Here is a 23,733-nt window from a genome sequence, read left to right on the forward strand (position 1 = left end):
ATGCGCAAGATCCTGGTGGCGGCGGGTGCCGCCGCCCTCCTGCTGCCGCTGGCCGGCTGCGGCTCGGACGCGGGTGGCGGGAGCGGCTCGAAGACCGTGACCGTGCACGTCGGGTACCAGTCCAAGACCATCAACACGGTGACTGCGGGAACCCTGTTGCGTTCCCTCGGTTATTTCGAGCAGCAGCTCAAGGCGCTCGGGCAGCGCGACGGGACGACGTACAAGGTCGACTGGCAGGACTACGCGACCGGTGCGCCGATCACCGCGCAGATGGTGGCGGGGAAGATCGACGTCGGGTCGATGGGCGACTTCCCGCTGCTGATCAACGCAGCCCGCGGGGTGCAGCTGCGGCAGCCCACCGAGCTGGTGTCGGTGACCGGCTACAACCTGCGCGGTGGGCTCAACATGGTGGTGACCGCGCCGGATTCGAAGCTGACCGACCTGTCGGGCCTGCGCGGCGGCAAGGTGTCGACCAGCATCGGCTCCGCGGCCGACGGCACGCTCGTACGGGCCCTGCGGCAGCGCGGCATTGACGCGGACCACGATCTGCACAAGCTCAACCAGCAGCCGGCGGTGGGAGCTTCGGCGCTCCAGGCGGGCAGCGTGGACGCGCTGTCGCAGTTCGTCGCCTGGCCTGGGCAGTTGGTCTTCGACGGCAAGGCGAAGGCGCTCTACGACGGGGCGGCGCTGAATCTGCCGACCTTCCACGGGGTGGCCGTGCGCAGGGCCTTCGCCGAGCAGCGGCCCGCGGTGGTGGACGCCTTCCTGGCGGCGCAGGTCGAGGCCACCGACTACCTGCACGCCCATCCGCTGGACGCCGCGCAGAAGGTCGCCACCGCCACCGGCCTGCCGCCCGAGGTGGTCTACCTCTACAACGGCCCCGGCGGCATCGCCACCTTCGACCCGACGATCAAGAAGCAGCTGCTGGACGCGTTCGCCGAGGACGTGCCGGTGCTGGCCTCGGAGAAGCTCGTCGGGAAGATCGACATCAGCCACTTCGCCGACGACAGCTTCATCCGGCGGGCGGTCGGCGCCGACTACGACCGGCAGGCCGCCTCACTGGCCAACCCGGCGCCGGTGACCGGCACCGACCCGCTGTGCGGGGGGAAGGTGGCCGACCCGGCGACGGCGAGCGAGGCGTGGCCGGCCGGGCAGCAGCGGACGGTGCCTTTCACCACCCCGAGCTGCCTGCTGCGGTATCTGCGGCAGCATCCGGGATCCGCGGTACGTGCCGCGTACGTGCCCGACGCGCTGACCGGGACGCGGTGGTTCGCCGACCGCGCGGTGTGGGCGACCGATCCGGCGGCCGGGGCCGCCGACCGCTTCCAGCCGTTCACGACCCAGGAGAACGCCGCGAAGTGGCTGGCCGCCCATCCGGGTTGGCACCTGGTGGACTTCGCGCGGGCCGTCGAGGGCGCGTCGTGACCGGCGAGGCGCGGGCGTACCGCTACCTGCTGCGTACGGTCTCGCTGCTGGCCTTCCTCGGCGCGTGGCAGGCGGTGACCGCGCTGCGGGTCCATCTGTGGGTGCACTTCGAGCAGTTGCCGACGGTGGTGCAGGTCGGCAAGGAGTTCGGGCACCGGCTCGGGACCGGCGCCTACTGGCAGGATCTCGGCGACAGCCTGGACCGCATCCTCACCGGCTTCGGTCTCGCCGCGGTGCTGGGGGTGGCCTTCGGGGTCGCCATCGGGCGCTCACGGCTCGCCGAGGACCTGCTCGGTCCGATCGTCGAACTGCTGCGGCCCATACCGGCGATCGCGCTGGTGCCGGTGGCGATCCTGCTCTTCCCGAGCAACGAGCAGGGCATCGTCTTCATCACCTTCTCGGCCGCCTTCTTCCCGGTCCTGGTCAGCACCCGGCACGCGGTGCGCGCGCTGACCCCGGTGTGGGAGGAGGCCGTGCTGACCATGGGCGGCGGCCGGTGGCGGGTGCTCGCACAGGTCGTGCTGCCCGGCGCGCTGCCGGGCATCTTCGGCGGCCTGTCGGTCGGCATCGGCGTGGCGTGGATCTGCGTGATCTCCGCGGAGATGATCTCCGGTCAGTACGGGGTCGGCTACCGCACCTGGCAGGACTACACGGTGGTCGACTACCCGGGTGTGCTGGTCGGCATGGTCACCATCGGGCTGCTGGGCCATCTCACCTCCTCGGCGGTGGAGTTCGCGGGCCGCCGGGCCACCCGCTGGCTGCCGCGCACCGAACAGGGCGCGGACCGCGGCGCGATACGCCGCCGGGCTCGCACGTCCCCCGCGCCGGTGCGCGGTTCCCTCTCCGCGCCGGAAGGCGTGAGCGAGGACAGGCCGCGGACCGATCCCGTGCCCGTGCCCGTACCCGACTCCGCAACTCCCGGCAGGTGACCGCGATGACGCTCTCCGCCCCCTCCACCCCCTCCCGCGTCCCGCGGCCGCCCGCCGCGGACGGCGCCCGGCTCACGCTTCGCGACGCGGTGCTGGGGCGGCGCGGCGCCCCGGTGCTCGCCGGTGTCGGGCTCGACGTGGTGCCCGGCGAGGTGCTGGCCGTGGTCGGCGCCTCCGGGTGCGGCAAGTCGACGCTGCTGCGCACCCTCGCCGGGCTGCTGCCGCCGCTCGGCGGTGAGGTGGCCGAGGACGGCCGCCCGCTGACCGGGCCGGGCGGTGGGCGGGCGCTGGTCTTCCAGGATGACGGGCTGCTGCCCTGGCGCACCGCCCGCGCGAACGTCGAACTCCCGCTGGCCATCGGCAAGATGCCCAGGTCGCAGCGCAGGGCGCGGGCGGTGGAGTGGCTGGGGCGGGTCGGCCTCACGGGCTGCGAGGACCGGTTGCCGCACCGGCTGTCCGGCGGGCAGCGGCAGCGGGTGCAGCTGGCCAGGGCTCTGGCCGGGCGGCCCAGGGCGCTGCTGATGGACGAGCCGTTCGGGGCGCTGGACGCCCAGACCCGCGCGGGGATGCAGCAGTTGCTCGTCGACGTGCTGCGCTCGACCCGCGCGACGGTCGTCTTCGTGACCCATGACGTGGACGAGGCGCTCTTCCTCGGCGACCGGGTGGCGCTGCTCGGCTCGTCGCCTGCCGCGCCGGTACGGCTGGTCGCGGTGCCGCGGCCGCGCGACCGGGCCGCGCACGACACGGCCGCGACCGCCGCCGTACGCCGTGACCTCCTCGAATCGCTGGCCAGTTGACGCCGCCGACCTCCGAAAGGCCATCGATGGACATCCCCGAGCTGACCGACGCCGAGGAATTCGGCTGCGACGTGCTGGTGATCGGCGGCGGAACGGCCGGGACCATGGCCGCGCTGACCGCCGCGCAGAACGGCGCCGACGTACTGCTGCTGGAGAAGGCGCACGTACGGCACTCGGGCGCGCTGGCGATGGGCATGGACGGGGTCAACAACGCGGTCGTGCCGGGGCGGGCGGAACCGGACGACTACGTCGCCGAGATCACCCGCGCCAACGACGGCATCGTCAACCAGGCGACCGTCCGGCAGACCGCGACCCGCGGCTTCGCCATGGTGCAGCGGCTGGAGCGCTACGGCGTGAAGTTCGAGAAGGACGAGCACGGGCAGTACGCGGTCCGGCAGGTGCACAGGTCCGGCAGCTACGTGCTGCCGATGCCGGAAGGCAAGGACGTCAAGAAGGTCCTCTACCGGGTGCTGCGGCGGCGCGAGAACCGCGAGCGGATCCGGATCGAGAACCGGGTGATGCCGGTGCGCGTACTGACCGCCGGCGGGCGGGCGGTGGGCGCGGCGGGCTTCAACACCCGCACCGGGCGCTTCGTCACCGTACGGGCGGGCTCGGTGATCCTGGCGACCGGTGCGGCGGGCCGTCTCGGCCTGCCCGCCAGCGGCTACCTGTACGGGACGTACGAGAACCCCACCAACGCCGGTGACGGGCACGCGATGGCCTACCACGCCGGCGCCGAACTCAGCGGGATCGAGTGCTTCCAGATCAACCCGCTCATCAAGGACTACAACGGGCCCGCGTGCGCCTACGTCGCAAACCCCTTCGGGGGCTACCAGGTCAACCGGCACGGCGAGCGGTTCGTGGACTCCGACTACTGGTCGGGCCGGATGATGAGCGAGTTCGCGGCCGAGGTCGCCTCGGAGCGCGGCCCGGTCTACCTCAAGCTCAGCCATCTGCCGGAGGAGTCGGTGGCGGCCCTGGAGACCATCCTGCACTCCACCGAGCGGCCCACCCGCGGCACCTTCCACGCCGGGCGCGGCCACGACTACCGCACGCACGACGTGGAGATGCACATCTCCGAGATCGGCCTGTGCGGGGGCCATTCGGCGTCCGGGGTCTGGGTGGACGAGCACGCCCGCACCACCGTGCCCGGGCTCTACGCGGCCGGCGATCTGGCCTGCGTGCCGCACAACTACATGATCGGGGCCTTCGTCTACGGCGAGTTGGCGGGCGCGGACGCGGCCGGCCGGCCGCGCTACGAGGGGCCCTTGCCCGCCGACCAGTTGGCGGCGGCGCACGAGCTGGTCTACCGGCCGCTGCGGCACCCGGAGGGGCCGCCGCAGACCCAGGTCGAGTACAAGCTGCGGCGCTTCGTCAACGACTACGTGGCGCCGCCCAAGAGCGGGGCCAGGCTGTCGCTGGCGGTCGAGTCGTTCGAGCGGATGCGCGGCGAGATCGAGGCGATGGGCGGGCACACCCCGCACGAGCTGATGCGGTGCGCCGAGGTGTCCTTCATCCGGGACTGCGCCGAGATGGCGGCGCGGTCGTCGCTGGCCCGCACCGAGAGCCGCTGGGGGCTCTACCACGAGCGGACCGACCACCCCTCGCGGGACGACGCGGGGTGGCTGCACCACCTCAACCTCCGCAAGGGGGCGGGCGGGTCGATGGAATTCCTCACCCGGCCGGTGGCGCCCTACGTAGTGCCCGTGGAGGGCTTCGCACCGGCCGGCGGTGAGGTGCGGGTCATCGGGGAGGTGCGGCCCGAGCAGGTCGCGACGGCCGGTCGGCGGGAGGTCCCGCCACTCGACCCCGGGGCGGTGGCAGCGCGGCCTTCCGGGTCCGCCTCCGCCTCCGCGGCGGGCGGCTCGCCGCGGATCCTCGCGCTGCTCGAACTCGCCGAGCGGGAACCGGCGCTGGCGGACCTCGCGCCGTATCTCGCCGACGGCGACGCGTCGGTACGGCGTGCCGCCGTCGACCTGCTGACCGAGACGGTCCCCGCAGGCACCGGTCCGGCGCTGGCCGCGGCACTCGCCGACCCGGACGCCGGGGTGCGGGGCACCGCGGGGGCCGGGCTGCTGGAACTGGTGGAGGTCCTGCCGCCCACGCCGGAGCTGGGCGCCGCGCTGGCCGCGGCGATGGGCCACCCCGACCCTGCCGCCAGGGCCGCCGCCGCGGGCACGCTGCGGGAGCTGCGCCTCGGCGAGGCCGCCCTCTTCGCCGACGCGCTCGGCGACGCCGAACCGCGGGTGCGGTTGGAGGCGGTGCGCGGGCTCGTCGCGCTGGACGCGGCCGACGCCCTCGCCGTCGTCGCGGACGACGCGTCGCGCGAGGTGCGGGTGGCCCTTGCCAAGGGGCTCGCGGCCGTACGGGCCGCCGGCGCGGTCGCCCTGCTCGGGCGGCTGGCGGTGGACCCGGACCCGCTGGTGCGGGCCGCGGCTCTGGAGTCCGCCGGGGCCGTCGGCTGCCCGCCGCCGCTCGACGCGGTCGCGGTGAGCGCGGGTGCCGACGCGTCGTGGCGGGTGCGGAAGGGGGCGGCTCTCGCGCTCGCCCCGGTCGGCCGGGAGATCGCTCTCCCGGTCCTGCTGCCGGCCGCGGCCGACCCGCACGCCGATGTGCGGCGGGCCGCCGTCACCGCGCTCGGCCGGCATGCGCCTTTGCCTGACGTCCGTGCCGTTCTCGCCGGGGCGGCCGCCAACGACCCGGACCCCGATGTCCGCGCCTTCGCCAGCCGCGCCCTCACCCCCTGACGGACCGCGGCCCGCCCCCGCTCTCCCCGCCGATCCGCTCTGCCCCGGAGCTGCGCCTGGTGGCCCAGGAGGGCTGCCCCTCGCGGAGACGCCGCTTGCTTTCCCGCCTGTTCGGCGGGGGCGCGCAGTTCCCCGCGCCCCTGAAAGACGCCGCCCCTGCGGAGGGCGCTGCCTACCTACCCGTGCCCCTAAAAGGCGCTGCCCCTGCGGAGACGCTGCTTGCCAACCCGCCTGTTCGGGCGGGGCGCGCAGTTCCCCGCGCCCCTGAAAGGCGCTGCCCTCCGCGGCGGAGTTCGGCGGGAGGGCGCGTCCGAAGGGGCGCGGGACAGGCGTGCTCGGCCGCGGTGGGGGACGCAAGGCACCGGGAGGGTGTCGCCCCGGGCCGGCGGGGAGTCGGGTGCCTGCCCGGGGGGTGCGGCGTCAGCCGCTTTTGCGGCGGAATTCGCGGGGGCCGCCCGCGCGTCCGTGGGCGCCGTGGATCTTGGACTGGTCGGGGCCGGTCCCGGTGCCGCCGGCCCCGCGGCGAGCGCCCTGCTTGCGTTCGAGCGCTTCGCGGAACTTCCGCTTCACCTCGTCCTCGTCCTCGTCCGTGGCGGGAGCCGCGACCTGGGGTTCGTCGGTGGAAGGTTCGGCGGCCGCGGGGGCCGCGGCGGGCTGGTGCTGTTGATCGGTCATGGGACCAGAGTCGCACGCCGCGGGCGCACCGCCCACCCGATATCGCCGACGCGGGCCGCGCGTGTACGGTTCCGGTCAGGCCCTCGGAGAAGGATCACACCCATGACCTGGCTGTTGTACGGCGCCACCGGCTACACCGGCCGGCTGGTCGCGCGCCGCGCTGTCGCCCTCGGGATGCGCCCCGTCCTGGCGGGCCGCAGTGCCGCGAAGGTGGTGCCGTTGGCGGCCGAACTCGGCTTGGAGCACCGGGTTTTCGGCTTGCAGGAGCCGGGCACGATACGCCGTGCGCTGGACGGTGTGGAGAGCGTCGCGCACTGTGCGGGACCCTTCACGCGCACCGCTCTGCCGATGGCGGCGGCCTGCGTGGAGACCGGCACCGGCTATCTGGACATCACCGGTGAGATCGACGTCTTCGAGTCGCTGTACGCGCTGGGCGGACGGGCGGCGGCGGCCGGGGTGACGCTGCTGCCCGGCGCGGGCTTCGACGTCGTCCCGACCGACTGCGTGGCGGCGCTGCTGGCGGCCCGGCTGCCGGACGCGACGCAGTTGGACCTGGCCTTCGTCACCCGCGGTGGGGCGAGCCCCGGCACGGTGCGTACGGCGGTGGAGAGTGCGGCGGACGGCGGGCGGATCAGGTCCGGCGGGGAGATCCGTACCGTGCCGTTCGCGTCGCGGCAGGTGCGGGCGGCCTTCCCCTCGGGGGCGCGGACGGTGGTGTCGGTGCCGTGGGGAGACGTCAGTACGGCGTACCACTCGACGGGTATCCCGGACATCACCACGTATACGGCGGTGCCGGCGCCCGCGCTGGCCGCGACCCGGATGCTGCGGCTGGGCCCGCTGCGGGGCGTGGTCGGCGGGGCGGTGGGGCGGCTGGTGCGGGGGCCGGGCGAGCGGGCGCTGAACGGCACCGGTACGGGCTGCGAGGTCTGGGGGCGCGCCAGGGACGCGGCGGGGAACACGGTCTCGGCGACGCTCACCGGACCCAACCCGTACAAGCTGACGGTGGACGCGGTGCTGCGGATCGTCCAGCGGCTGCCGGAGTTGGCGGCGGGCTTCCAGACGCCGTCGCGCGCGCTGGGCGCGGACTTCGCGTCCACGCTGGACGGTGTGACGGTCACCATGGCGGCGCTGCGCTGACAGCGCCGGAGTCGGTGCCGGTGTGGTCGGGCGACGGCCGAGCAGTCCGAGATGACCGCTCGGCCGCCGTCCTTCCCTTCCCCGGTGTTAGTTGGTCTGTGGTTTGCGGCCGACGCCGCCGTAGACGCCGATCTTCCGCAGCTCCTCCGGCCCGGGCTCCGCTCCGTCCGGGTGCCACAGCGGCACCAGGACCAGGCCGGGGTCGAGCAGGTCGAAGCCGTCGAAGAAGGCCAGGACGTCGTCGTACGACCGCAGGCTGAGGTTCGCGGTGGCCTTGCGGTAGACCGAGACCGCCTCGCCGACGGTGTCGGGGTGGAAGTCGGCCGTGCCGTGCGAGAGCACGAGGTGGCTACCGGCGGGCAGCGCGTCCCTCAGCAGGGCGATGGTGCCGGCCGGGTCCTCGTCGTCGCTGACGAAGTGCAGGACGGAGACGAGCATGACCGCGACCGGCTCGGTGAAGTCGATCAGGCCGCTGACGGCCGGGTGGTCGAGGATGCTCCGGGGGTTGCGCATGTCGGCGAGCCCGAAGGCGGTGTTGCCGGCCCTGAGCAGCCGGGCCCCGGCGTGGGCGGCCACGATCGGATCGTTGTCGATGTACGCGATCCGGGCGTCGGGGTCCACGGACTGGGCTGTCTCATGGGTGTTGGGTGACGTGGGGATTCCGGTGCCGATGTCGATGAACTGCCGGATGCCGCTCCTGGCCAGGTGCCTGACGGCACGCCGCAGGAACTCGCGGTTGGCGACCGCGCTGTCCACGACCTCGGGCGAGGCTTCGATGACCTGCTGGGCCGCCTCGCGGTCGACCCAGTAGTTGTCCCTGCCGCCGAGGTAGTAGTCGTACATCCGGGCCGGGTGCGGCCTGCTGGTGTCTATCCCCCCAGCGAGGAATCCCTGTTCGGTCAACTCCGTCCTCCGGCTCCTTCGACGCGGTGCGGGTGCGGATGCGGTACGGGTAGGGGTACGGGTTCTGGTCCTGGTTCCGGTCCTGGTGTTCGAGGGGCTCAGACCTTGATGCCGATCCCGCCGTAGGTGCCGACGTGGCTCAGCTCCTCCGCGGTCGGCGTCGGGCCGTCCGGGCGCCAGAGCGGGATCTGGACCAGGCCGGGGTCGACCAGGTCGAAGCCGTCGAAGAACGGCAGGACCTGCTCGTACGGCCTGGTGGTGACGGTCGCGGTCGCCTCGCGGTCCTTGTAGACGTCCTTGGCGTCCTCCACGCCCGTCTCCGGGGGGTGGAAGTCGCTGGTGGCGTGGCTGATGACCATCATGCTGCCGGCGGGCAGCACGTCGCGGTAGGCGGCGACCAGCGCCGCCGGGTCCTCGTCGTCGCGGACGAAGTGCAGGACGGCCACCAGCATCAGGCCGATCGGCTGGTCGAAGTCGATCAGCTTGCCGATGGTCGGGTGTCCGAGGATGGTGGCGGGTTCGCGCAGGTCGGCCAGGAAGAAGCCGGTGTTGCCCGCGCCCAGCAGGTGCGCCCCGGCGTGCGTCGCCACGATCGGGTCGTTGTCGATGTACGCCACCCGGACGTCCGGCGACACCTCGTGCGCGACCTGGTGGGTGTTGGGGGCGGTGGGGATGCCGGTGCCGATGTCGATGATCTGCCGGATACCGCTCTGCGCCAGGTGCCGCACCGTCCGGTGCATGAAGCGGCGGTTGGCCCTGGTGGTGGGCACGATGTCCGGGAAGATGTCGACGACCCGCTGGGCCGCTTCCCTGTCGACCTCGTAGTTGTCCCTGCCGCCGAGGAAGAAGTCGTACATCCGGGCCGGGTGCGGCCTGCTGGTGTCGATCTCCCTGACGGAGAAGCCCTGCTCTGTCATGCCGTCCTCCCGTTCTTGACGCCGACGCCGCCGTAGAAACCGACGTGGGAAATCTCCTGCTCGGAGGGCACGGGGCCGTCCGGGCGCCACAGCGGCGGCTGGACCAGGCCGGGGTCGACCAGGTCGAAGCCGTCGAAGAAGCGCAGCACCTCTGCGTGGGACCGCAGGGTCAAGGTGGCGGTCGCCCTCTTGTCCCGGTAGACGTCCCTGGCCTCCCCCGCGTCGCCGTCCAGCTGGTGGAAGTCGCCGGTCGTGTGGCTGAGGATCAGGTAGCTGCCGTCGGGCAGCGCGTCGCGGTAGGCGGCGACCAGCCCCATCGGGTCCTCGTCGTCCGTGACGAAGTGCAGGATGGCCATCAGCATCAGCCCGACCGGCTGGTCGAAGTCGATCATCTCGCTGATGGTCGGGTGCTGCAGGATGCTCTGCGGCTCGCGCACGTCGCCGAGGAAGAAGCCGGTGTTCCCGGCGTTCAGCAGGTGCGCCCCGGCGTAGGTCGCCACGATCGGGTCGTTGTCCACGTAGGCGACACGGGCGTCGGGCGCGATCTTCTGCGCGACCTGGTGGGTGTTGGGGGCGGTGGGGATGCCGGTGCCGATGTCGATGAACTGCCGGACACCGCTCTCCGCCAGGAACCGCACAGCCCTGTGCATGAAACGACGGTTGCCCTGCGCCATGGGCACGATGTCCGGGAAGAGGTCGATCACCTTCTGGGCGGCGTCGCGGTCCACTTCGTAGTTGTCTCTGCCGCCCAGGTAGAAGTCGTACATGCGGGCCGGATGGGGCCTACTGGTGTCTATCTTCCCCGCGGGGAATCCCTGCTCGGTCACGGCCGCCCTCCGGTGCCTCTGCGTCCTGCGTCATGCGTGGTGCGTGGTGCGTGGTGCGTCATCGATCGTGCGTCGTGCATGCGTCGTGCGTGCGTACGCGGTGCTCAGCCGAGCAGGAAGTCCGCCTCGCCGGCCTTGGCGCCCAGGATGAACGTGGTGATCTCGTGGTTGCTGTAGATCAGCGCCGGGCCGTCGGGGTCGGTGGACTGGCGCAGCGCCACCCTGCCGTCGTTGAGTCGCTTGGCCTCGACGCACGAGCCGCCGTTGCCGCCGCTCCACGGTTTCCGCCAGCCCTCGACGCCGAGTTGGTTGGCGGGCATACCGTTGTAGATTCCGTCGTATATGTCCTCGTACCCGCATATGCCGTCATTGCCGACGCGATCCATCGTTCAGATCTCCTTGCGCATGCCATCGAGGATGGCTTTGGTGCTCTGTGCTGGCGCGGCCTGCGCGCACATCCGGTCGAGCGCTTCCAGGAACGTCGACACGTCGTCGCGTTCGTCGAAGTAAGAGCCGCCCACCAGGCTTTCCGCGTAGGCGATGTCCGGGATCTCCTGGAGCTGGAACCGGAAGATGTGGAACGGCCCGTACATGGCCGGATGCGGTCCAGCCGCGAACGGCATGATCTGCAGCCTGACGTTGGGCAGCTCGGTGGCCTCCATCAGGCGTTCCATCTGCTCGCGCATCACCCGCCAGCCGCCGATCGGGCGGCGCAGCACGGTCTCGTCCATCACGATCCACAGCAGCGGCGCGTCGGCCCGCGTGACCAGGGTCTGGCGTTCGGTCCGCAGGGTGAGCAGCCGGTCGATCTCCTCGTCCGCCGCGTGCGGAAGCCCGGCGCGCAGCGTGGCCCTGGCGTAGTCGGCAGTCTGCAGCAGGCCGGGCACGTAGGCCGGTTCGTACGCGCGGATGACCGCGGCCTCGCCTTCGAGGCTGACGAAGGCGCTGAACCAGTCGGGCAGGACGTCGCGGAAGCTGTGCCACCAGCCGGGCCTGTTGGCCTCGCGGGCGAGCGCGAGGAAGCCGCTGATCTCCTCGGGTGCGGTGATTCCGTATGTGACGAGCAGCTTCTCGACATACGGGATCTTCAGCCCGACTTCGGCCTTCTCCATGCGGCGGACGGTGGCATGCGTGACGTCCAGCGCCCGGCCGGCCTCTTCCAGGCTGATTCCGGCCCGCTCCCGCAGATCCTGAAGGCGCTTGCCGAGCACCATGCGCAGGACGGTCGGGGCTCCTCCCGGCCGGGGGTCCATCACGTGGCTCATCCTCCAACTTCCTTGGCTGAGAAGCAGTCTGTCATGTTGTCAGCGCACGCAACAGCATGTAGCAGCGATTCTGTAAATTACAGATCGGACCTTGCCATGTGTTGCGCACGAGCCTCATAGTTACGGAGTGGTTCCTTCACCTGACGCCCTTCGGCGCGAGCGCCGAGACGGTGTCGGCGACCCCGGCCGCCGTGACGTGTTCAGGCTGCCCGCGCTCAGTGCGTCCGTCGCGGACGCCCGCGGGCGGATACGAGCACGTCTGCGGGAATGGGGCGCCGGCGCGGAACTGCGCGATGACGCGAGCCTGGTGGTGACCGAACTGTTCACCAACGCCGTGCGGCACACGGACAGCGAGAAGATCACCTGTGTGCTGCACGACTGCGGCAGCGTCGTACGGGTCGAAGTGACCGATCAGGGCCGGGGAACGGGCGTGCCGGCGCCCGGAGTCGCCGGTGCCGATGAGGAGGGCGGGCGGGGGCTGCTGCTGGTCAGCGTGCTCTCGCTGGCATGGGGGTCGGACCCGGCGGAGGACGGCGCGGGCCGCGTGGTGTGGGCTGAACTGGCCGCACACCGCGCGCCCCACTGAAGCGCCGCCTCCGCCGGGCCCGATGACTTCCGCCCGATCCGTCGCCCGAGTACGCCTGCCGGCCCGCCCGGTGCGCGGCCCCGGCGCGTAACTCCGCCCTAGGGCAAGGGCAGCAGGTCGGGGCGCTTGGGTTCGACGTGGTCGCCCGAGGACTCGCCGCGCAACCGGCGCCCGATCCACGGCACCAGATACTCCCGCGCCCACTGGATGTTGTCCCTGCGCACCTCCGACGGCAGCCGCGGGTCCTGCGGCGGCCAGGGCTGGTCGGGGTCGGCGGGCACGTCGAGGCCGAGCACCTGCGCGGCGCGCAGCGCGACCCGGGTGTGGCCCTCGGGCGACAGGTGCAGCCGGTCGCTGCTCCAGGCCCTGCGGTCCTGGACACAGCGCAGCGACCACAGGTCGAGAACCGGACATCCGTGGCGGTCGGCGATCGCCCGCACGTGCGCGGTGTACGTGGCGATCTTCCCGCGCAGGTGGCGCAGTACGGGCACCCCGCGGGTGTCGAAGCCGGTGCAGACGAGCACCGTGCCGACCGCGCCGGCCAGATCCGCGACGGCTGCCTCGAAGCGCTCCGCGACGGCGTCGGGGTCGCCGCCCGGCCGCAGGATGTCGTTGCCGCCGGCGCAGAAGGTGACCAGGTCCGGGGCCAGTTCGACGGCCCGCGGCACCTGTTCCGCCACGATCTGGTCGAGCAGCCGGCCGCGCACGGCGAGGTTGGCGTAGCGGAAGGTGTGCTCGTCGCGCCGGTCGGCGAGCAGGACCGCGAGCCGGTCGGCCCAGCCGACGAAGTCGCCGCCGGGGCCGGGGTCCCCGACGCCCTCGGTGAAGCTGTCCCCCACCGCGGCGTACGACCCGATCACGCCCCTGTCGAGTTGCCGGTGTCCCCTGCGCCCCTGATTACCCTGCGAATCGTCAGCCACGTCGGGTCATCTTTCTCCTTTCCCTGTGGCTTACGCGACCGTAAGAAGGGGTTGACGCGACGTGATTCATCCCACCGAGTCAAAGTCGGCGCAGATGGAATACGGCGGCGTCCAGGTCGCCGGCCAGCGTGGTGCGCAGGCCGCGCTCCGCCAGGACCGCCCCGCGCTGGACGACGCCGGTGGTCACGTCGCGGTAGGACGCGTCCCGGTCGAGGCCGCGCAGCCGCAGCGGCGGAACGGGTGCGCCGAAGGCCTGCGCGGGCAGCCAGGCCAGCACGACGGTGTCGGCGCCGAGCACGTACTGGACGGCGCTCAGGCCGCCCTCGCCGGGCGGGCGGAGCCGGTAGAGGTCGCCGTGCTGCACGACCGGGCGGACCGTCTTGTACAGCGCCACCCAACTGGCCGCCTCGGCTCGCTCCCCGGCGCTCCAGTGCAGCAGGTCGCCGCCGATGCCCAGCACGCCGGCCATGGCGCTGACGAAGCGGAAGCGCAGCGAGCTGCGGCGGTGGTTGAGCATCGGGCTGGGGCTGTCGGTGACCCAGGCGGCCATCACCCGGGCGGGGTGCAGCTGGCTGAAGCCGTGCTGGATGTGCAACCGGTCGAGCGGGTCGGTGTTGTCGGAGGTCCACACCTGGTCGGTGCGGGCCAGGATGCCCAGGTCGACCCGGCCGCCGCCGCCCGAGCAGGACTCGAAGGCCACCCCGGGGTGCGCGGCCCGCAGCCGGTCGATCAGCTCGTACAGCCCCTCGACGTGTGCGGTCCACAGCCGCTCGGGATAGCGGTCTCCCGGCCACCCGGGGTCGGTGAAGCAGCGGTTGAAGTCCCACTTCACGTAGTCCACGGGCGCGCTGTGCAGCAGGGCGTCGAGCTGCTCCGCGAGGTGCTCGCGTACGTCGGTACGCGCCAGGTTGAGCACCAGCTGGTGGCGGTACTCGGTGGTGCGGCGGCCCGGGCGGTGCTGGACCCAGTCGGGGTGGGCGCGGTAGAGATCGCTGTCGGGGTTGACCATCTCCGGCTCGACCCAGATGCCGAACTGCATGCCGAGCGCGTGCACCTCGTCGGAGAGCGGTTTCAGGCCGTTCGGGAAGCGGTCCCTGTTGGGTGTCCAGTCGCCCAGGCCGGCCCGGTCGCTGGCCCGGTCGCCGAACCAGCCGTCATCCACCACGAAGAGCTCCACGCCCATCGCGGCGGCCCGCCGGGCCAGTTCGCGCTGCTGCCGCTCGCCGACGTCGAAGCCGGTGGCCTCCCAGGAGTTGTAGAGCACCGGGCGGGGCCGCCGCCCCTCGGGCACCACATGGTCCAGCTGGTAGGTGTGCCAGGCCCGGCTGGCGGCGCCGAAGCCGCCGTCGGTCCACAGGCCCGCGAAGACCGGGCTGGTGTAGGTGGCGCCGGGCTCCAGGCGTACCAGCCCCGCGTCGTCGTGGCCGGCGCCGCCGGTGGCCTGGACCCGGCCGTCGGGCAGCGCGGCGACGGCGATCCGCCAGGAGCCCGACCAGGCCAGCGCGCCGGTCCACACCTCGCCGTGCTCCTCCCCCGCGTCGCCCGCGTCCAGCGCGAACCACGGCAGGTGCTGGTGGCCGGTGTGGCCGCGGCGGCTGCCGATCACCCGCTCGCCCGGCGTCAGCGGACCGCGTACCAACCGGCTCTCCGCGCCCCAGCGGCCGTGCAGCTGGGACATCCGCCAGCCGTCGCGGTACGGCAGCGTCCAGGTGGCGGCGTCGGCCCGCAGCAGCTCCAGGGGGCCGCCGCGGCCGCCGGGCACGTGGGTGGCGGTGGTCCAGCGCTCGACGACGTCGCAGCCGGGGCGCAGGCGGTAGTGGAGGGTGAGGTCGAGGTGGTGCAGGGAGTCGTGGAAGTGCAGCCGCAGTTCGTGCCCGGTGGCGGGGTCGACGGCGGTCTCGTACTCCTCGAAGCACCATTCGGTGCCGCGCACCTGGCTGGAGCGCACCGACAGGGCGGGGCGCACGAAGCGCGGGCCGCCCTCGACGGGGTATTCCTCGTGGCCGTCGAGCGCGGACTCGAAGGGGCGCTCCGCGGGCAGCGGGTCGGCGGCCAGTGCCTCGGCGTCGCGGAGCGCCATGCGGCGGCCCCAGTGCAGGTGCAGCAGCTCATCGCGTTCCGTGACGTGCAGGGCGTAGCTGCTGCCCGGCCCGGAGAGCAGCCAGAGCCGGCCGGACCCGCCCGTCTCGATCATCGATACGCCCCCTGTCGCGATCGGGTCCGGACATCATCGGCCCAGCCCCCGCGGAGGGGCAATGGTTGCACCCCGGGCAGTGGTCCAACGGACACATACCGGCCGGTACGTCGTTACTCCGGCTGCCGTATCGTCTGGGGTGGCCCAGCATGAATTGCCCCAGCATGGGCCGTGAGCGAGCAATGGAGGAGCGCCGGTGACGCAGGAAGTGCGGCAGTCGAGCCCGACCGGACCAGAGGCAGAGCCCGAGCTGACCGGTGTGCGCAATTTCCGGGACGTCGGAGGTCTGCCCGCCACCGACGGCCGCCGGGTCAGGCACGGCGTGCTGTTCCGCAGCGGCCACCTCGCGCACGCCACCGCCCAGGACGCCGCCTTCCTTGAAGGGCTCGGCCTGCACACCGTCTTCGACTTCCGCAACACCGACGACATCGCCCTGGAGGGCCCGGACACCGCTCTGGCGGGCACCCGCAACGTGAACATGCCGCTCAACGACCCCGCCGACAGCGCCGACTTCTGGCAGACGGTACGGGACGGCGACGTCGCCTCGCTGCAGGCGGTGCTGGGCGGGGGCCGCGGCGCGCAGCGGATGGTCGCCGCCTACCGCAAGCTGATCCTGGAGCGCACCGCGGAGCACGCCAAGATGCTGGACCTGCTCACCGACCCGGGCGAGCCCGCCGTCCCCGCCCTGCTGCACTGTGCCGCGGGCAAGGACCGGGCCGGGACGTCGATCGCGATCATCCTGCTGGCGCTGGGCGTACGGCGGTCCGCGATCGAGGCGGACTACCTGGAGAGCAACGCCAGGCACCGCCGCTACAAGGTGGTGCGCGGCGACGGCAGCACCGGCACGGCCATCGCCCCCGAGGTGCGGGAGCTGCTCAACCCGCTGTTCGAGGCACGGGTGGAGTATCTGCGGGCGGCCTTCGACACCATCGAGGAGCACTGGGGCAGCGTCGACCGCTATCTCGCCGAGGGCCTCGGGCTGACCCCGGAGCGCCGGGACCGGCTGCGCGAGCGCCTGCTGACCGCGGACTGAACCGCGGCGCGGCCTGCCGCCACAGCGGGCCGCGCCCACGTTCGGGCTAGCGGTTGGCGACCGCCTGCTTGACCAGGGTCTTGCCGAAGTCCCACATCAGCCCGCCGCCACCGTGCGCGTCGTCCATCACCTCGGTGAAGGCGGTCACGAAGCGGTCGACGTCGGCCTCGTCGAAGACCAGCGGCGGGATCAGCTTGATGATCTCCACGTGGTCACCGGAGACCTGGGTGAGGATGTGGTGCCGCTGGAGCAGCGGCACCACGACCATCTGGGCGAACAGGCCCTTGCGCGCGGCTTGGAGCATCGTCCAGCGGCTGCGCAGACCCAGCGACTTGGGGCGGCCGAATTCGATGCCGACCATCAGGCCGCGGCCGCGCACCTCCTTGAGCAGTTCGTACCGGTCGGTGAGCGCGGCCAGCCGGGTGCGCAGCAGGTCGCCCATCACCCGCGCGTTCTCGACCAGCCGCTCGTCCTCGACCACGGCGAGGGTCGCCAGTCCCGCGGTCATCGCCTGCGCGTTGGAGCCGAAGCTCGCCGAGTGCACCAGCACCCGGTCCATGGAGGAGTAGACCTTCTTGAAGATCCAGTCCCGGCCGAGCGTGGCGCCCACCGGGACGTACCCGCCGGAGAGCGTCTTGGCCACCGTGACCAGGTCGGGCTCCACGCCCTCCTCGTGCTGGTAGGCGTAGAAGGCGCCGGTGCGGCCGATGCCGGTCTGCACCTCGTCGCAGATCAGCAGCGCCTTGTGCCGGTGCAGCAGCTCCTGGGCGGCACGCAGGTAGCCGGGCGGCGGGATGTAGACGCCGTGGCCCTGGATGGGCTCGATGATCATCGCGGCCACGTCGCCGCGGCTCAGCTCCCTGGCGAGGGCGTCGAGATCGCCGACCTCGATGGCGGTGTCCGGCAGCAGCGGCGCGAAGCCCTCCTGGAAGCCGGCCTCGCCGTTGACCGACAGCGAGCCGGTGGTCAGGCCGTGGAAGGAGTGCTTGCAGTACAGGACGCGCTGCCTGCCGGTGGCGTAGCGGGCGAATTTCAGCGCCGTCTCGACGGCCTCGGTGCCGCTGTTGCCGAAGAAGACCCGGTCCAGGTGCGGGGTGTGGCTGAGCAGCTTCTCGGCGAGCAGGCCCGGCAGCGGCTGGCAGTCGAAGCGGGTGAGGTCGGCGAGCCCGGCGTCCAGCACGTCGTGCAGCGCCTTGCGTACCACCGGGTGGTGCCGGCCCAGGCCCATCACACCGAAGCCGGCCAGCATGTCGAGGTAGTCGTTGCCCTCGGCGTCCCAGAAGTGCGCGCCCTCGGCCCGCTCGTAGACCTTGTCGAAGCCGATGGTGTGCAGCATGCGGGGCAGCTGGTGGTTGAGGTACCTGCTGTGCAGGTCGTACCGCTCGCCGCCGCGTTCGGCGAGCAGCGTCGCCAGGTCGAAGCCCTTGGGCTGCCCGCCGGGCAGGTCCTGGGCCACGGGCCCGCCCGCCACGGGCTCCCCCGCGGCGGGCTCCGCACCGATCGGCTGCTTACCGGTCGGTTCAGACGATGTCATCGCTCAGCTGCTCCTTGCTTACGGGGGATGCCGCTCCCGGCAGTATGCGGCGCGGGGATCATCGGGGTGCCCTCGGGGTCGGCGGCGCCGCCCGCGCTCCCGGCGTTGATACGCAGCAGGGCCGCGCCGATGCCGCCGGCGACCTCGGCGGGCGTCAGTCCGAGGTCGGCGAGCAGCTCGCCGCGCTTGGCGTGGCCGAGGAACTGCTGGGGGATGCCGAAGTCCCGTACGGGCACGTCCACGCCGGCGTCCCGCAGCGCCTGCGCGACGGCCGAACCGACGCCGCCGACCCGCCCGTTGTCCTCGACCACGGCCACCATGCGGTGCCCGGCGGCGAGTTCGGGCAGCGCGGGGTCGACCGGCTTGACCCAGCGGGGGTCGACCACGGTCACGCCGATCCGGCGCCCGGCGAGCAGTTCCGCGGCCGAGACGCCGCAGCCCGCGAGCGCGCCGACCGCGACCAGCAGCACGTCGTCGCCGTGGCCGTCGGCGGGGCGGCGCAGCACGTCCATGCCGCCGACCCGGTCGATGGCGGGCAGCGCCTCGCCGGCGGTCTCCTTGGGGAAGCGGACCACGGTGGGGGCGTCCTCGACCGCGACGGCCTCGCGCAGCTGGGCGCGCAGCTGGTCGGCGTCGCGCGGGGCGGCGATCCGCAGGCCGGGCACGACCTGGAGGATCGACATGTCCCACATGCCGTTGTGCGAGGCGCCGTCCACACCGGTCACGCCGGCCCGGTCCAGCACGAAGGTGACGCCGCACTTGTGCAGGGCGACGTCCATCAGCACCTGGTCGAAGGCCCGGTTGAGGAAGGTCGCGTAGACCGCGACGACCGGGTGCAGCCCGCCGGTGGCCAGGCCCGCGGCGGAGGTGGCGGCGTGCTGCTCGGCGATGCCGACGTCGAAGACCCGCCGCGGGTAGGCGCGGGCGAAGGGGCCGAGGCCGACCGGCTCCAGCATGGCGGCGGTGATGGCGACCACGTCGGGCCGCTCCGCGCCGATCGCGACCATCTCCTCACCGAAGACCGAGGTCCAGGAGGGCCCGCCGGAGGGGGCCAGCGGCCGGCAGGTGGCCGGGTCCATCGCGCCGACGGTGTGGAAGTGGTCGGCCTCGTCCTGCTCGGCGGCGGGGTAGCCGCGGCCCTTCTCGGTCAGGCAGTGCACCAGCACGGGGCCGTGGAAGCGGCGGGCGCGGCGCAGTGCCGACTCCACGGCCTCGATGTCGTGGCCGTCGATCGGGCCGACGTACTTCAGGCCCAGGTCCTCGAACATGCCCTGCGGCGCGAAGGCGTCCTTGAAGCCCTTCTTGGCGCCGTGCAGCGACTCGTAGAGCGGCTGGCCGATCACCGGGGTCTGCTGGAGCAGCTGCTTGCCCCAGGACAGGAAGCGCTCGTAGCCGTCGGTGGTGCGCAGGGTGGCGAGGTGGTTGGCGAGGCCGCCGATGGTGGGCGCGTAGGAGCGCTCGTTGTCGTTGACGACGATGATCAGCGGCCGGTCCCTGGCGGCGGCGATGTTGTTCAGCGCCTCCCAGGCCATGCCGCCGGTCAGCGCACCGTCGCCGATGACGGCGACGACGTGGTCGTCACGCCCCTGGACCTCGTTGGCCTTGGCCAGGCCGTCGGCCCAGCCCAGCACGGTGGAGGCGTGGCTGTTCTCGATCACGTCGTGCTCGGACTCGGCGCGCGAGGGGTAGCCGGACAGGCCGCCCTTGCTGCGGAGCTTGGAGAAGTCCTGGCGTCCGGTGAGGAGTTTGTGCACGTAGCTCTGGTGACCGGTGTCCCACAGGATCCGGTCGGCGGGCGAGTCGAAGACGCGGTGCAGCGCGATGGTCAGCTCCACCACGCCGAGGTTCGGTCCCAGGTGACCGCCGGTCCTGGCCACTGCCTGGACGAGGAAGTGGCGGATGTCGGCGGCCAGTTCGTCCAGCCGGCCGTCGGGCAGCGCCTTCAGATCGCGCGGGCCCTTGATGTTCTCCAGCATCGACATGCAACAGACCTCGTTCCTGCCGGGTTCGCTCTGGGCCGCCGGCAGCTCACCGGCCGGCGGCAGTGCCGGGTACGAGCCGCCGGCCGCTTGCCCCGGCCGGTGGCTCGTACCCGGTTTACCTGGAGGTCACTTCACGCGGTTGGACGCGACGGTCTCCCGCGCGGCGCGGATGGTCTCCTTGAGCGAGCCCATGGTGGCCAGGACCGCCGTCGGCTCGTAGCCGCAGTGGGCCATGCAGTTCTCGCAGCGGTCGTCCTTGCCGCGGCCGTACTTGTCCCAGTCGGTCTTGTCGATCAGCTCCTGGTACGTCGGCACGTAGCCGTCCGCCATCAGGTAGCAGGGGCGCTGCCAGCCGAAGAGCGAGTAGTTGGGGATCGCCCAGGCGGTGCAGGGGAAGTCGGCCTTGCCCTCCAGGAAGTCCAGGAAGAGCGGGCTGTGGTTGAGCCGCCACTTGCGCCGGTTGCCGCCTTCGAAGGCCTTCTTGAACAGCTCCCTGGTCTGGGTGACGCCCAGGAAGTGGTCCTGGTCGGGGGCCTTCTCGTAGGCGTACGCGGGCGACAGCATCATCTCCTCGACCTTGAGATCGTCATTGAGGTAGTTCATGACCTCGATGATCGTCTGCGGGGTGTCGGTGTTGAAGAAGGTCGAGTTGGTGGTCACCCGGAATCCGCGGCGCTGCGCTTCCTTGATCGCCGCGACCGCCTCGTCGAAGGTGCCTTCCTTGGCCACCGATTCGTCGTGCCGCTCCCGCATGCCGTCAATATGTACGGTGAACGCGAAGTAGGGCGACGGGGTGAATTTTTCGATCTTCTTACGCAGGAGCAGCGCGTTGGTGCAGAGGAAGACGAACTTCTTCTTCGCGACCAGCTGGCGCACGATCTCGTCGATCTGCGGGTGCATGAGCGGCTCGCCGCCGGCGATGGAGACCATGGGGGCCCCGGACTCCAGCACCGCCCCGACCGCTTGCGCCACCGGCATGCGCTGCTTGAGCACTCCTGCCGGATGCTGGATCTTGCCGCAGCCCTCGCACGCGAGGTTGCACGCGAAAAGAGGTTCGAGCTCGACGATGAGCGGGAACTTTTCGCGCCGCCGGACCATTTTCTGTTCGAAGAGGTACGACGCGATACGGACGGTCTGACGAAGCGGCATAGCCATCTAGCTCACCTCCGGGGGAGCAGCGGTAGTGCGGTGCCAATCGAGAAAGGCGGGTACAAGATCTCTGAGCACCCGGAATGCGATGATCCCGGTGCGAAGCGTTCCGACGCGCACGAGTTCGTATTCGGGCGTGTCGACCACGACGCGGGCCGCGGCGATGTGCTGCGCTCCTTCTGCGAGCGCGGCACGCCGCATGGCGGCCGATTCCATGTCGACGGCGATGGCACCTGTCGCCGCCAGTGCGGTGCGCTCGGCACCGCGTACGACATGGTCGGACTCGGCGAGGGGGCCGGTGTGCACGGTGTGCCCGGCGGCTTTCAGCGCGGCGGCCAGCGCCGGGCTGTCGTGCCCCTCGTCGGAGACCACGATGTCACCGGGCCGCATGCCGGGGGCAAGGCCCGCGCAGAAGCCGGTGGTGACGACGGCCGCACCGCGCAGCGCCGGGTCGTGCAGCGCCGTGCGTACGGCCTCCTCCGCAGCCGTGGGCCCCATGCCGGTACGCAGCACGGTGACCGGGTGTGCGGCGCCCCTGGCCGCTCCCCTGCGCAGCGCGAAACGCTCGATGCGCAGGGCGCACACCACCAGCAGCGGTGGTCGGGTGTGACCCACGAACTAAGCCCCCTTTCCTGCGGCTGCGGCCGGGATGTGGCCCGCGGCACCGAAGGGCTCGCTGCGGGCGTAGCGCCCGAGCGCGGTGAGCGGGAAGACCATCCGGTAGAGGTGGTAGTTGATGGAGAAGTCCCGCGGGAAGCCCGTACCGGTGAAGTAGGGCTCGTCCCACGAGCCGTCCGGCAGCTGGGTCTCGGCCAGCCAGCGCACCCCGCGCTCGACGGCTGGGGTGTCCCGGCGGCCGGCCGCGAGCAGCGCCATCAGGGCCCAGGCGGTCTGCGAGGCGGTGGAGTGCCCGCGTCCCGCCCATTCCAGGTCGGAGTAGGAGCGCAGGTCCTCGCCCCAGCCGCCGTCGGCGTTCTGCACCGACTCCAGCCAGCTGACGGCCCGGCGGATCGCCGGGTGGTCGACGGGCAGGCCGGCCGCGGCCAGCGCGGGGACCGCGGAGCCGGTGCCGTAGATGTAGTTGACACCCCAGCGGCCGAACCAGGAGCCGTTCTCCTCCTGTTCGGCCAGCAGCCAGTCGATGCCGCTGCGGGCGTGCGGGTCGTTCTCGACGCCGAGGGCGGCGAGCATCTCCACCACGTGGGCGGTCACGTCGGCCGACGGCGGGTCGATGACCTCGCCGAAGTCGCAGAAAGGCAGCCGGTTGGGGAAGGGACTGGTGTTGTCGGCGTCGAAGGCGCCCCAGGCGCCGTTCCTGGACTGCATGCCGACCGTCCAGCGCACCGCCCGCTCCACTGCGGTGTCCACCCGGGCCTGGTCGGGGTGGGCGACCCGGCGCAGGGCGAGTACGACCTCGGCGGTGTCGTCGATGTCGGGGTAGTTGTCGTTGTGGAATTCGAACGCCCAGCCGCCGGGGGTGAGCTGCGGCCGCTGCACGGACCAGTCGCCGGGTCTGGTGATCTGCTCGTCCAGCATCCAGTCCGCCGCCTTGACGAGTGCGGGGTGGTCGGCGGGCAGGCCCGCGTCGGCCAGCGCGATCGCGGCCAGGCAGGTGTCCCAGACCGGGGACTGGCAGGCCTCGATCATCCGGACGCCGTCCTCGGGCCATACGGCGAAACGATCCAGCGAGTCCAGACCGGCCTTGAGCACCGGGTGGTCGAGGTCGTAGCCGAGCAGGTGCAGGGCGATCACCGAGTAGACCGCGGGCGGCTGGATGCCGCCCCAGCAGCCGTCGGCCTCCTGGCGTTCGATGATCCAGCGGGCGCAGGCGTTCATGGCGCCGCGCCGCACCGGCCGGGGGCTGAACTTGCGGTAGACGTGCAGCACCTGGTCGAGCCGCTGGAAGACGCCGTCCCAGCTGGTGATGGGCGCCCGGCGCTGCTTGGGGTTGGGCCGCTCCGGGTCGAGGTGCAGCTCCTCGATGCCGAAGGGCGCGGGACGCACCGGGCGCAGCGCGCCGACGACGGTCAGCGGCACGATGGTCTGCCGGGCCCAGCAGCCGAACGAGTAGATGTTCAGCGGCATCCACTTGGGCAGATAGATGACCTCCGGCGGCAGTTCCGGCAGGTCGTCCCAGTCCCACCAGCCGAAGAGAGCGAGCCAGATCCGGGTGAAGACCCGGGTGGCCGCGACCCCTCCCTCGCCGCGCGACCACTTGGCGGCCAGCGACATGTGCGCCTCGTCCGGGGAGTCCCCGGCGAGCCGCAGCGCCACGTAGGCCTCGACGGTGGCCGACAGGTCGCCGGGGCCGCCGTGGAAGGTGGGCCAGGCGCCGTCCTCCCGTTGCTGGGAGCGGATCCAACGGGCGGAGGCAGCGGTGGTGCGGGCGTCCTGGATGCCGAGGAACTGACGCAGCAGCAGGTCCTCGGCGTCCATCGTCACATTGGTTTCGAGGTCGCCTTTCCACCATCCGTCGGGGTGCTGCCGTGCCAGAAGGTGGTCTGCGGCGCGCTGCACGGCACGCTGCGCCGCCGCCTCGGTGTCACCGGATGGAACAGGATCCGGGTCCGAGGTGCTGCTGGCCGAGGGTGTCCGGTGTGTCGGCGTACCTGGACTGCCATCGGTCGTCGCTGTCATGGCTTCCCCTTTGCAGTTGAGACTTCTGCGGTGTTGGGGGCGGCCGTCGGCCGTCACATGCGAGGGACCGGCGACG

At 72.2% G+C, this 23,733-nt stretch carries 20 protein-coding genes; 7 read left to right on the forward strand and 13 right to left on the reverse strand.

All coding sequences use genetic code 11. The features are described from left to right. The 4 genes from BUE44_RS32120 to BUE44_RS32135 are packed head-to-tail and all read left to right on the forward strand — an operon-like array spanning position 1 to position 5,898. Complete coding sequence (locus BUE44_RS32120) at positions 1-1,425, forward strand: ABC transporter substrate-binding protein (RefSeq protein WP_073502544.1); 1,425 nt, start codon at positions 1-3, stop codon at positions 1,423-1,425. Beyond that, on the forward strand, positions 1,422-2,354 hold the full coding sequence (locus BUE44_RS32125; protein WP_073502545.1) for an ABC transporter permease: 933 nt from the start codon (positions 1,422-1,424) through the stop codon (positions 2,352-2,354). The genes BUE44_RS32120 and BUE44_RS32125 overlap by 4 nt, the downstream gene beginning before the upstream one ends. A 5-nt stretch (positions 2,355-2,359) precedes the next feature. Then, positions 2,360-3,151 carry an ABC transporter ATP-binding protein gene (locus tag BUE44_RS32130; protein WP_073502546.1) on the forward strand — a complete coding sequence of 264 codons (792 nt, stop codon included), beginning with the start codon at positions 2,360-2,362 and terminating at the stop codon, positions 3,149-3,151. A 26-nt stretch (positions 3,152-3,177) separates the two neighbouring features. After that, entirely contained in the window at positions 3,178-5,898 is a 2,721-nt protein-coding gene (locus BUE44_RS32135) for a fumarate reductase/succinate dehydrogenase flavoprotein subunit (protein ID WP_073502547.1), read from the forward strand. 420 nt (positions 5,899-6,318) lie between these two features. Here BUE44_RS32135 and BUE44_RS32140 read toward each other — a convergent pair whose 3' ends face one another. Further along, the gene (locus BUE44_RS32140) at positions 6,319-6,573 is read right to left on the reverse strand and encodes a DUF5302 domain-containing protein (RefSeq protein ID WP_073502548.1); all 255 of its coding nucleotides are present in this window, start codon (positions 6,571-6,573) and stop codon (positions 6,319-6,321) included. Positions 6,574-6,675: 102 nt separating this feature from the next. On the opposite strand from BUE44_RS32140, the gene BUE44_RS32145 reads away from it, so the two are divergent. Beyond that, on the forward strand, positions 6,676-7,710 hold the full coding sequence (locus BUE44_RS32145) for a saccharopine dehydrogenase family protein (RefSeq protein ID WP_073502549.1): 1,035 nt from the start codon (positions 6,676-6,678) through the stop codon (positions 7,708-7,710). Between the two features lie 87 nt (positions 7,711-7,797). On the opposite strand, the gene BUE44_RS32150 is transcribed toward BUE44_RS32145, so the two are convergent. The 5 genes from BUE44_RS32150 to BUE44_RS32170 all read right to left on the reverse strand — a co-directional run bounded on the left by BUE44_RS32150 (position 7,798) and on the right by BUE44_RS32170 (position 11,571). After that, a complete protein-coding gene (locus tag BUE44_RS32150; RefSeq protein WP_073502550.1) occupies positions 7,798-8,613 on the reverse strand; it encodes an SAM-dependent methyltransferase in 816 nt (271 codons plus the stop codon). Positions 8,614-8,711: 98 nt separating this feature from the next. Next, positions 8,712-9,530: an SAM-dependent methyltransferase gene (locus BUE44_RS32155; protein WP_073502551.1), complete on the reverse strand. Its 819-nt coding sequence runs from the start codon at positions 9,528-9,530 to the stop codon at positions 8,712-8,714. Next, positions 9,527-10,357 carry an SAM-dependent methyltransferase gene (locus BUE44_RS32160; RefSeq protein ID WP_073502552.1) on the reverse strand — a complete coding sequence of 277 codons (831 nt, stop codon included), beginning with the start codon at positions 10,355-10,357 and terminating at the stop codon, positions 9,527-9,529. Before BUE44_RS32160 ends, BUE44_RS32155 begins: the two co-directional genes overlap by 4 nt. Before the next feature lie 104 nt (positions 10,358-10,461). Next, positions 10,462-10,743 carry a DUF397 domain-containing protein gene (locus BUE44_RS32165; protein WP_073502553.1) on the reverse strand — a complete coding sequence of 94 codons (282 nt, stop codon included), beginning with the start codon at positions 10,741-10,743 and terminating at the stop codon, positions 10,462-10,464. A 3-nt stretch (positions 10,744-10,746) separates the two neighbouring features. Further along, positions 10,747-11,571 (reverse strand): helix-turn-helix domain-containing protein, encoded by an 825-nt coding sequence (locus BUE44_RS32170; RefSeq protein ID WP_200804596.1) that lies wholly within the window; start codon positions 11,569-11,571, stop codon positions 10,747-10,749. Positions 11,572-11,749: 178 nt separating this feature from the next. On the opposite strand from BUE44_RS32170, the gene BUE44_RS32175 reads away from it, so the two are divergent. Further along, positions 11,750-12,208 (forward strand): ATP-binding protein, encoded by a 459-nt coding sequence (locus BUE44_RS32175; protein WP_235002682.1) that lies wholly within the window; start codon positions 11,750-11,752, stop codon positions 12,206-12,208. A gap of 98 nt (positions 12,209-12,306) precedes the next feature. Here the strand turns inward: BUE44_RS32175 and BUE44_RS32180 are convergent, their stop codons facing one another. Further along, the gene (locus tag BUE44_RS32180) at positions 12,307-13,128 is read right to left on the reverse strand and encodes an SGNH/GDSL hydrolase family protein (protein ID WP_073502554.1); all 822 of its coding nucleotides are present in this window, start codon (positions 13,126-13,128) and stop codon (positions 12,307-12,309) included. A gap of 79 nt (positions 13,129-13,207) precedes the next feature. Continuing rightward, the gene (locus BUE44_RS32185) at positions 13,208-15,322 is read right to left on the reverse strand and encodes an alpha-galactosidase (protein WP_073502555.1); all 2,115 of its coding nucleotides are present in this window, start codon (positions 15,320-15,322) and stop codon (positions 13,208-13,210) included. Positions 15,323-15,518: 196 nt separating this feature from the next. On the opposite strand from BUE44_RS32185, the gene BUE44_RS32190 reads away from it, so the two are divergent. Continuing rightward, complete coding sequence (locus BUE44_RS32190; RefSeq protein ID WP_073502556.1) at positions 15,519-16,355, forward strand: tyrosine-protein phosphatase; 837 nt, start codon at positions 15,519-15,521, stop codon at positions 16,353-16,355. 46 nt (positions 16,356-16,401) lie between these two features. Here BUE44_RS32190 and BUE44_RS32195 read toward each other — a convergent pair whose 3' ends face one another. The 5 genes from BUE44_RS32195 to shc form a co-directional block, all read right to left on the reverse strand. Then, entirely contained in the window at positions 16,402-17,889 is a 1,488-nt protein-coding gene (locus BUE44_RS32195) for an aspartate aminotransferase family protein (RefSeq protein ID WP_079190279.1), read from the reverse strand. Then, positions 17,886-19,871, reverse strand: a complete 1,986-nt coding sequence (gene dxs / locus BUE44_RS32200; protein ID WP_073502557.1) for a 1-deoxy-D-xylulose-5-phosphate synthase — start codon at positions 19,869-19,871, stop codon at positions 17,886-17,888. The genes BUE44_RS32195 and dxs overlap by 4 nt, the downstream gene beginning before the upstream one ends. A 126-nt stretch (positions 19,872-19,997) precedes the next feature. Continuing rightward, positions 19,998-21,026 carry an adenosyl-hopene transferase HpnH gene (gene hpnH, locus BUE44_RS32205; RefSeq protein WP_073502558.1) on the reverse strand — a complete coding sequence of 343 codons (1,029 nt, stop codon included), beginning with the start codon at positions 21,024-21,026 and terminating at the stop codon, positions 19,998-20,000. After that, positions 21,027-21,635, reverse strand: coding sequence for a phosphorylase family protein (locus tag BUE44_RS32210; RefSeq protein WP_073502559.1), 609 nt, complete (start codon positions 21,633-21,635; stop codon positions 21,027-21,029). 3 nt (positions 21,636-21,638) lie between these two features. Then, entirely contained in the window at positions 21,639-23,657 is a 2,019-nt protein-coding gene (shc, locus tag BUE44_RS32215; protein ID WP_073502560.1) for a squalene--hopene cyclase, read from the reverse strand. Positions 23,658-23,733: the final 76 nt, after the last annotated feature.

It is taken from the genome of Actinacidiphila paucisporea, assembly GCF_900142575.1.
GTDB classification, from domain to species: domain Bacteria; phylum Actinomycetota; class Actinomycetes; order Streptomycetales; family Streptomycetaceae; genus Actinacidiphila; species Actinacidiphila paucisporea.

Excerpts from the sequence above, each read along its gene's own strand:
- BUE44_RS32170 (WP_200804596.1), bottom strand. The coding sequence starts at position 11,571 with ATGGTGCTCGGCAAGCGCCTTCAGGATCTGCGGGAGCGGGCCGGAATC.
- hpnH (WP_073502558.1), bottom strand. The coding sequence starts at position 21,026 with ATGGCTATGCCGCTTCGTCAGACCGTCCGTATCGCGTCGTACCTCTTC.
- BUE44_RS32165 (WP_073502553.1), bottom strand. The coding sequence starts at position 10,743 with ATGGATCGCGTCGGCAATGACGGCATATGCGGGTACGAGGACATATAC.
- BUE44_RS32145 (WP_073502549.1), top strand. The coding sequence starts at position 6,676 with ATGACCTGGCTGTTGTACGGCGCCACCGGCTACACCGGCCGGCTGGTC.
- BUE44_RS32120 (WP_073502544.1), top strand. The coding sequence starts at position 1 with ATGCGCAAGATCCTGGTGGCGGCGGGTGCCGCCGCCCTCCTGCTGCCG.
- BUE44_RS32155 (WP_073502551.1), bottom strand. The coding sequence starts at position 9,530 with ATGACAGAGCAGGGCTTCTCCGTCAGGGAGATCGACACCAGCAGGCCG.
- BUE44_RS32135 (WP_073502547.1), top strand. The coding sequence starts at position 3,178 with ATGGACATCCCCGAGCTGACCGACGCCGAGGAATTCGGCTGCGACGTG.
- shc (WP_073502560.1), bottom strand. The coding sequence starts at position 23,657 with ATGACAGCGACGACCGATGGCAGTCCAGGTACGCCGACACACCGGACA.
- dxs (WP_073502557.1), bottom strand. The coding sequence starts at position 19,871 with ATGTCGATGCTGGAGAACATCAAGGGCCCGCGCGATCTGAAGGCGCTG.
- BUE44_RS32195 (WP_079190279.1), bottom strand. The coding sequence starts at position 17,889 with ATGACATCGTCTGAACCGACCGGTAAGCAGCCGATCGGTGCGGAGCCC.
- BUE44_RS32140 (WP_073502548.1), bottom strand. The coding sequence starts at position 6,573 with ATGACCGATCAACAGCACCAGCCCGCCGCGGCCCCCGCGGCCGCCGAA.
- BUE44_RS32185 (WP_073502555.1), bottom strand. The coding sequence starts at position 15,322 with ATGATCGAGACGGGCGGGTCCGGCCGGCTCTGGCTGCTCTCCGGGCCG.
- BUE44_RS32130 (WP_073502546.1), top strand. The coding sequence starts at position 2,360 with ATGACGCTCTCCGCCCCCTCCACCCCCTCCCGCGTCCCGCGGCCGCCC.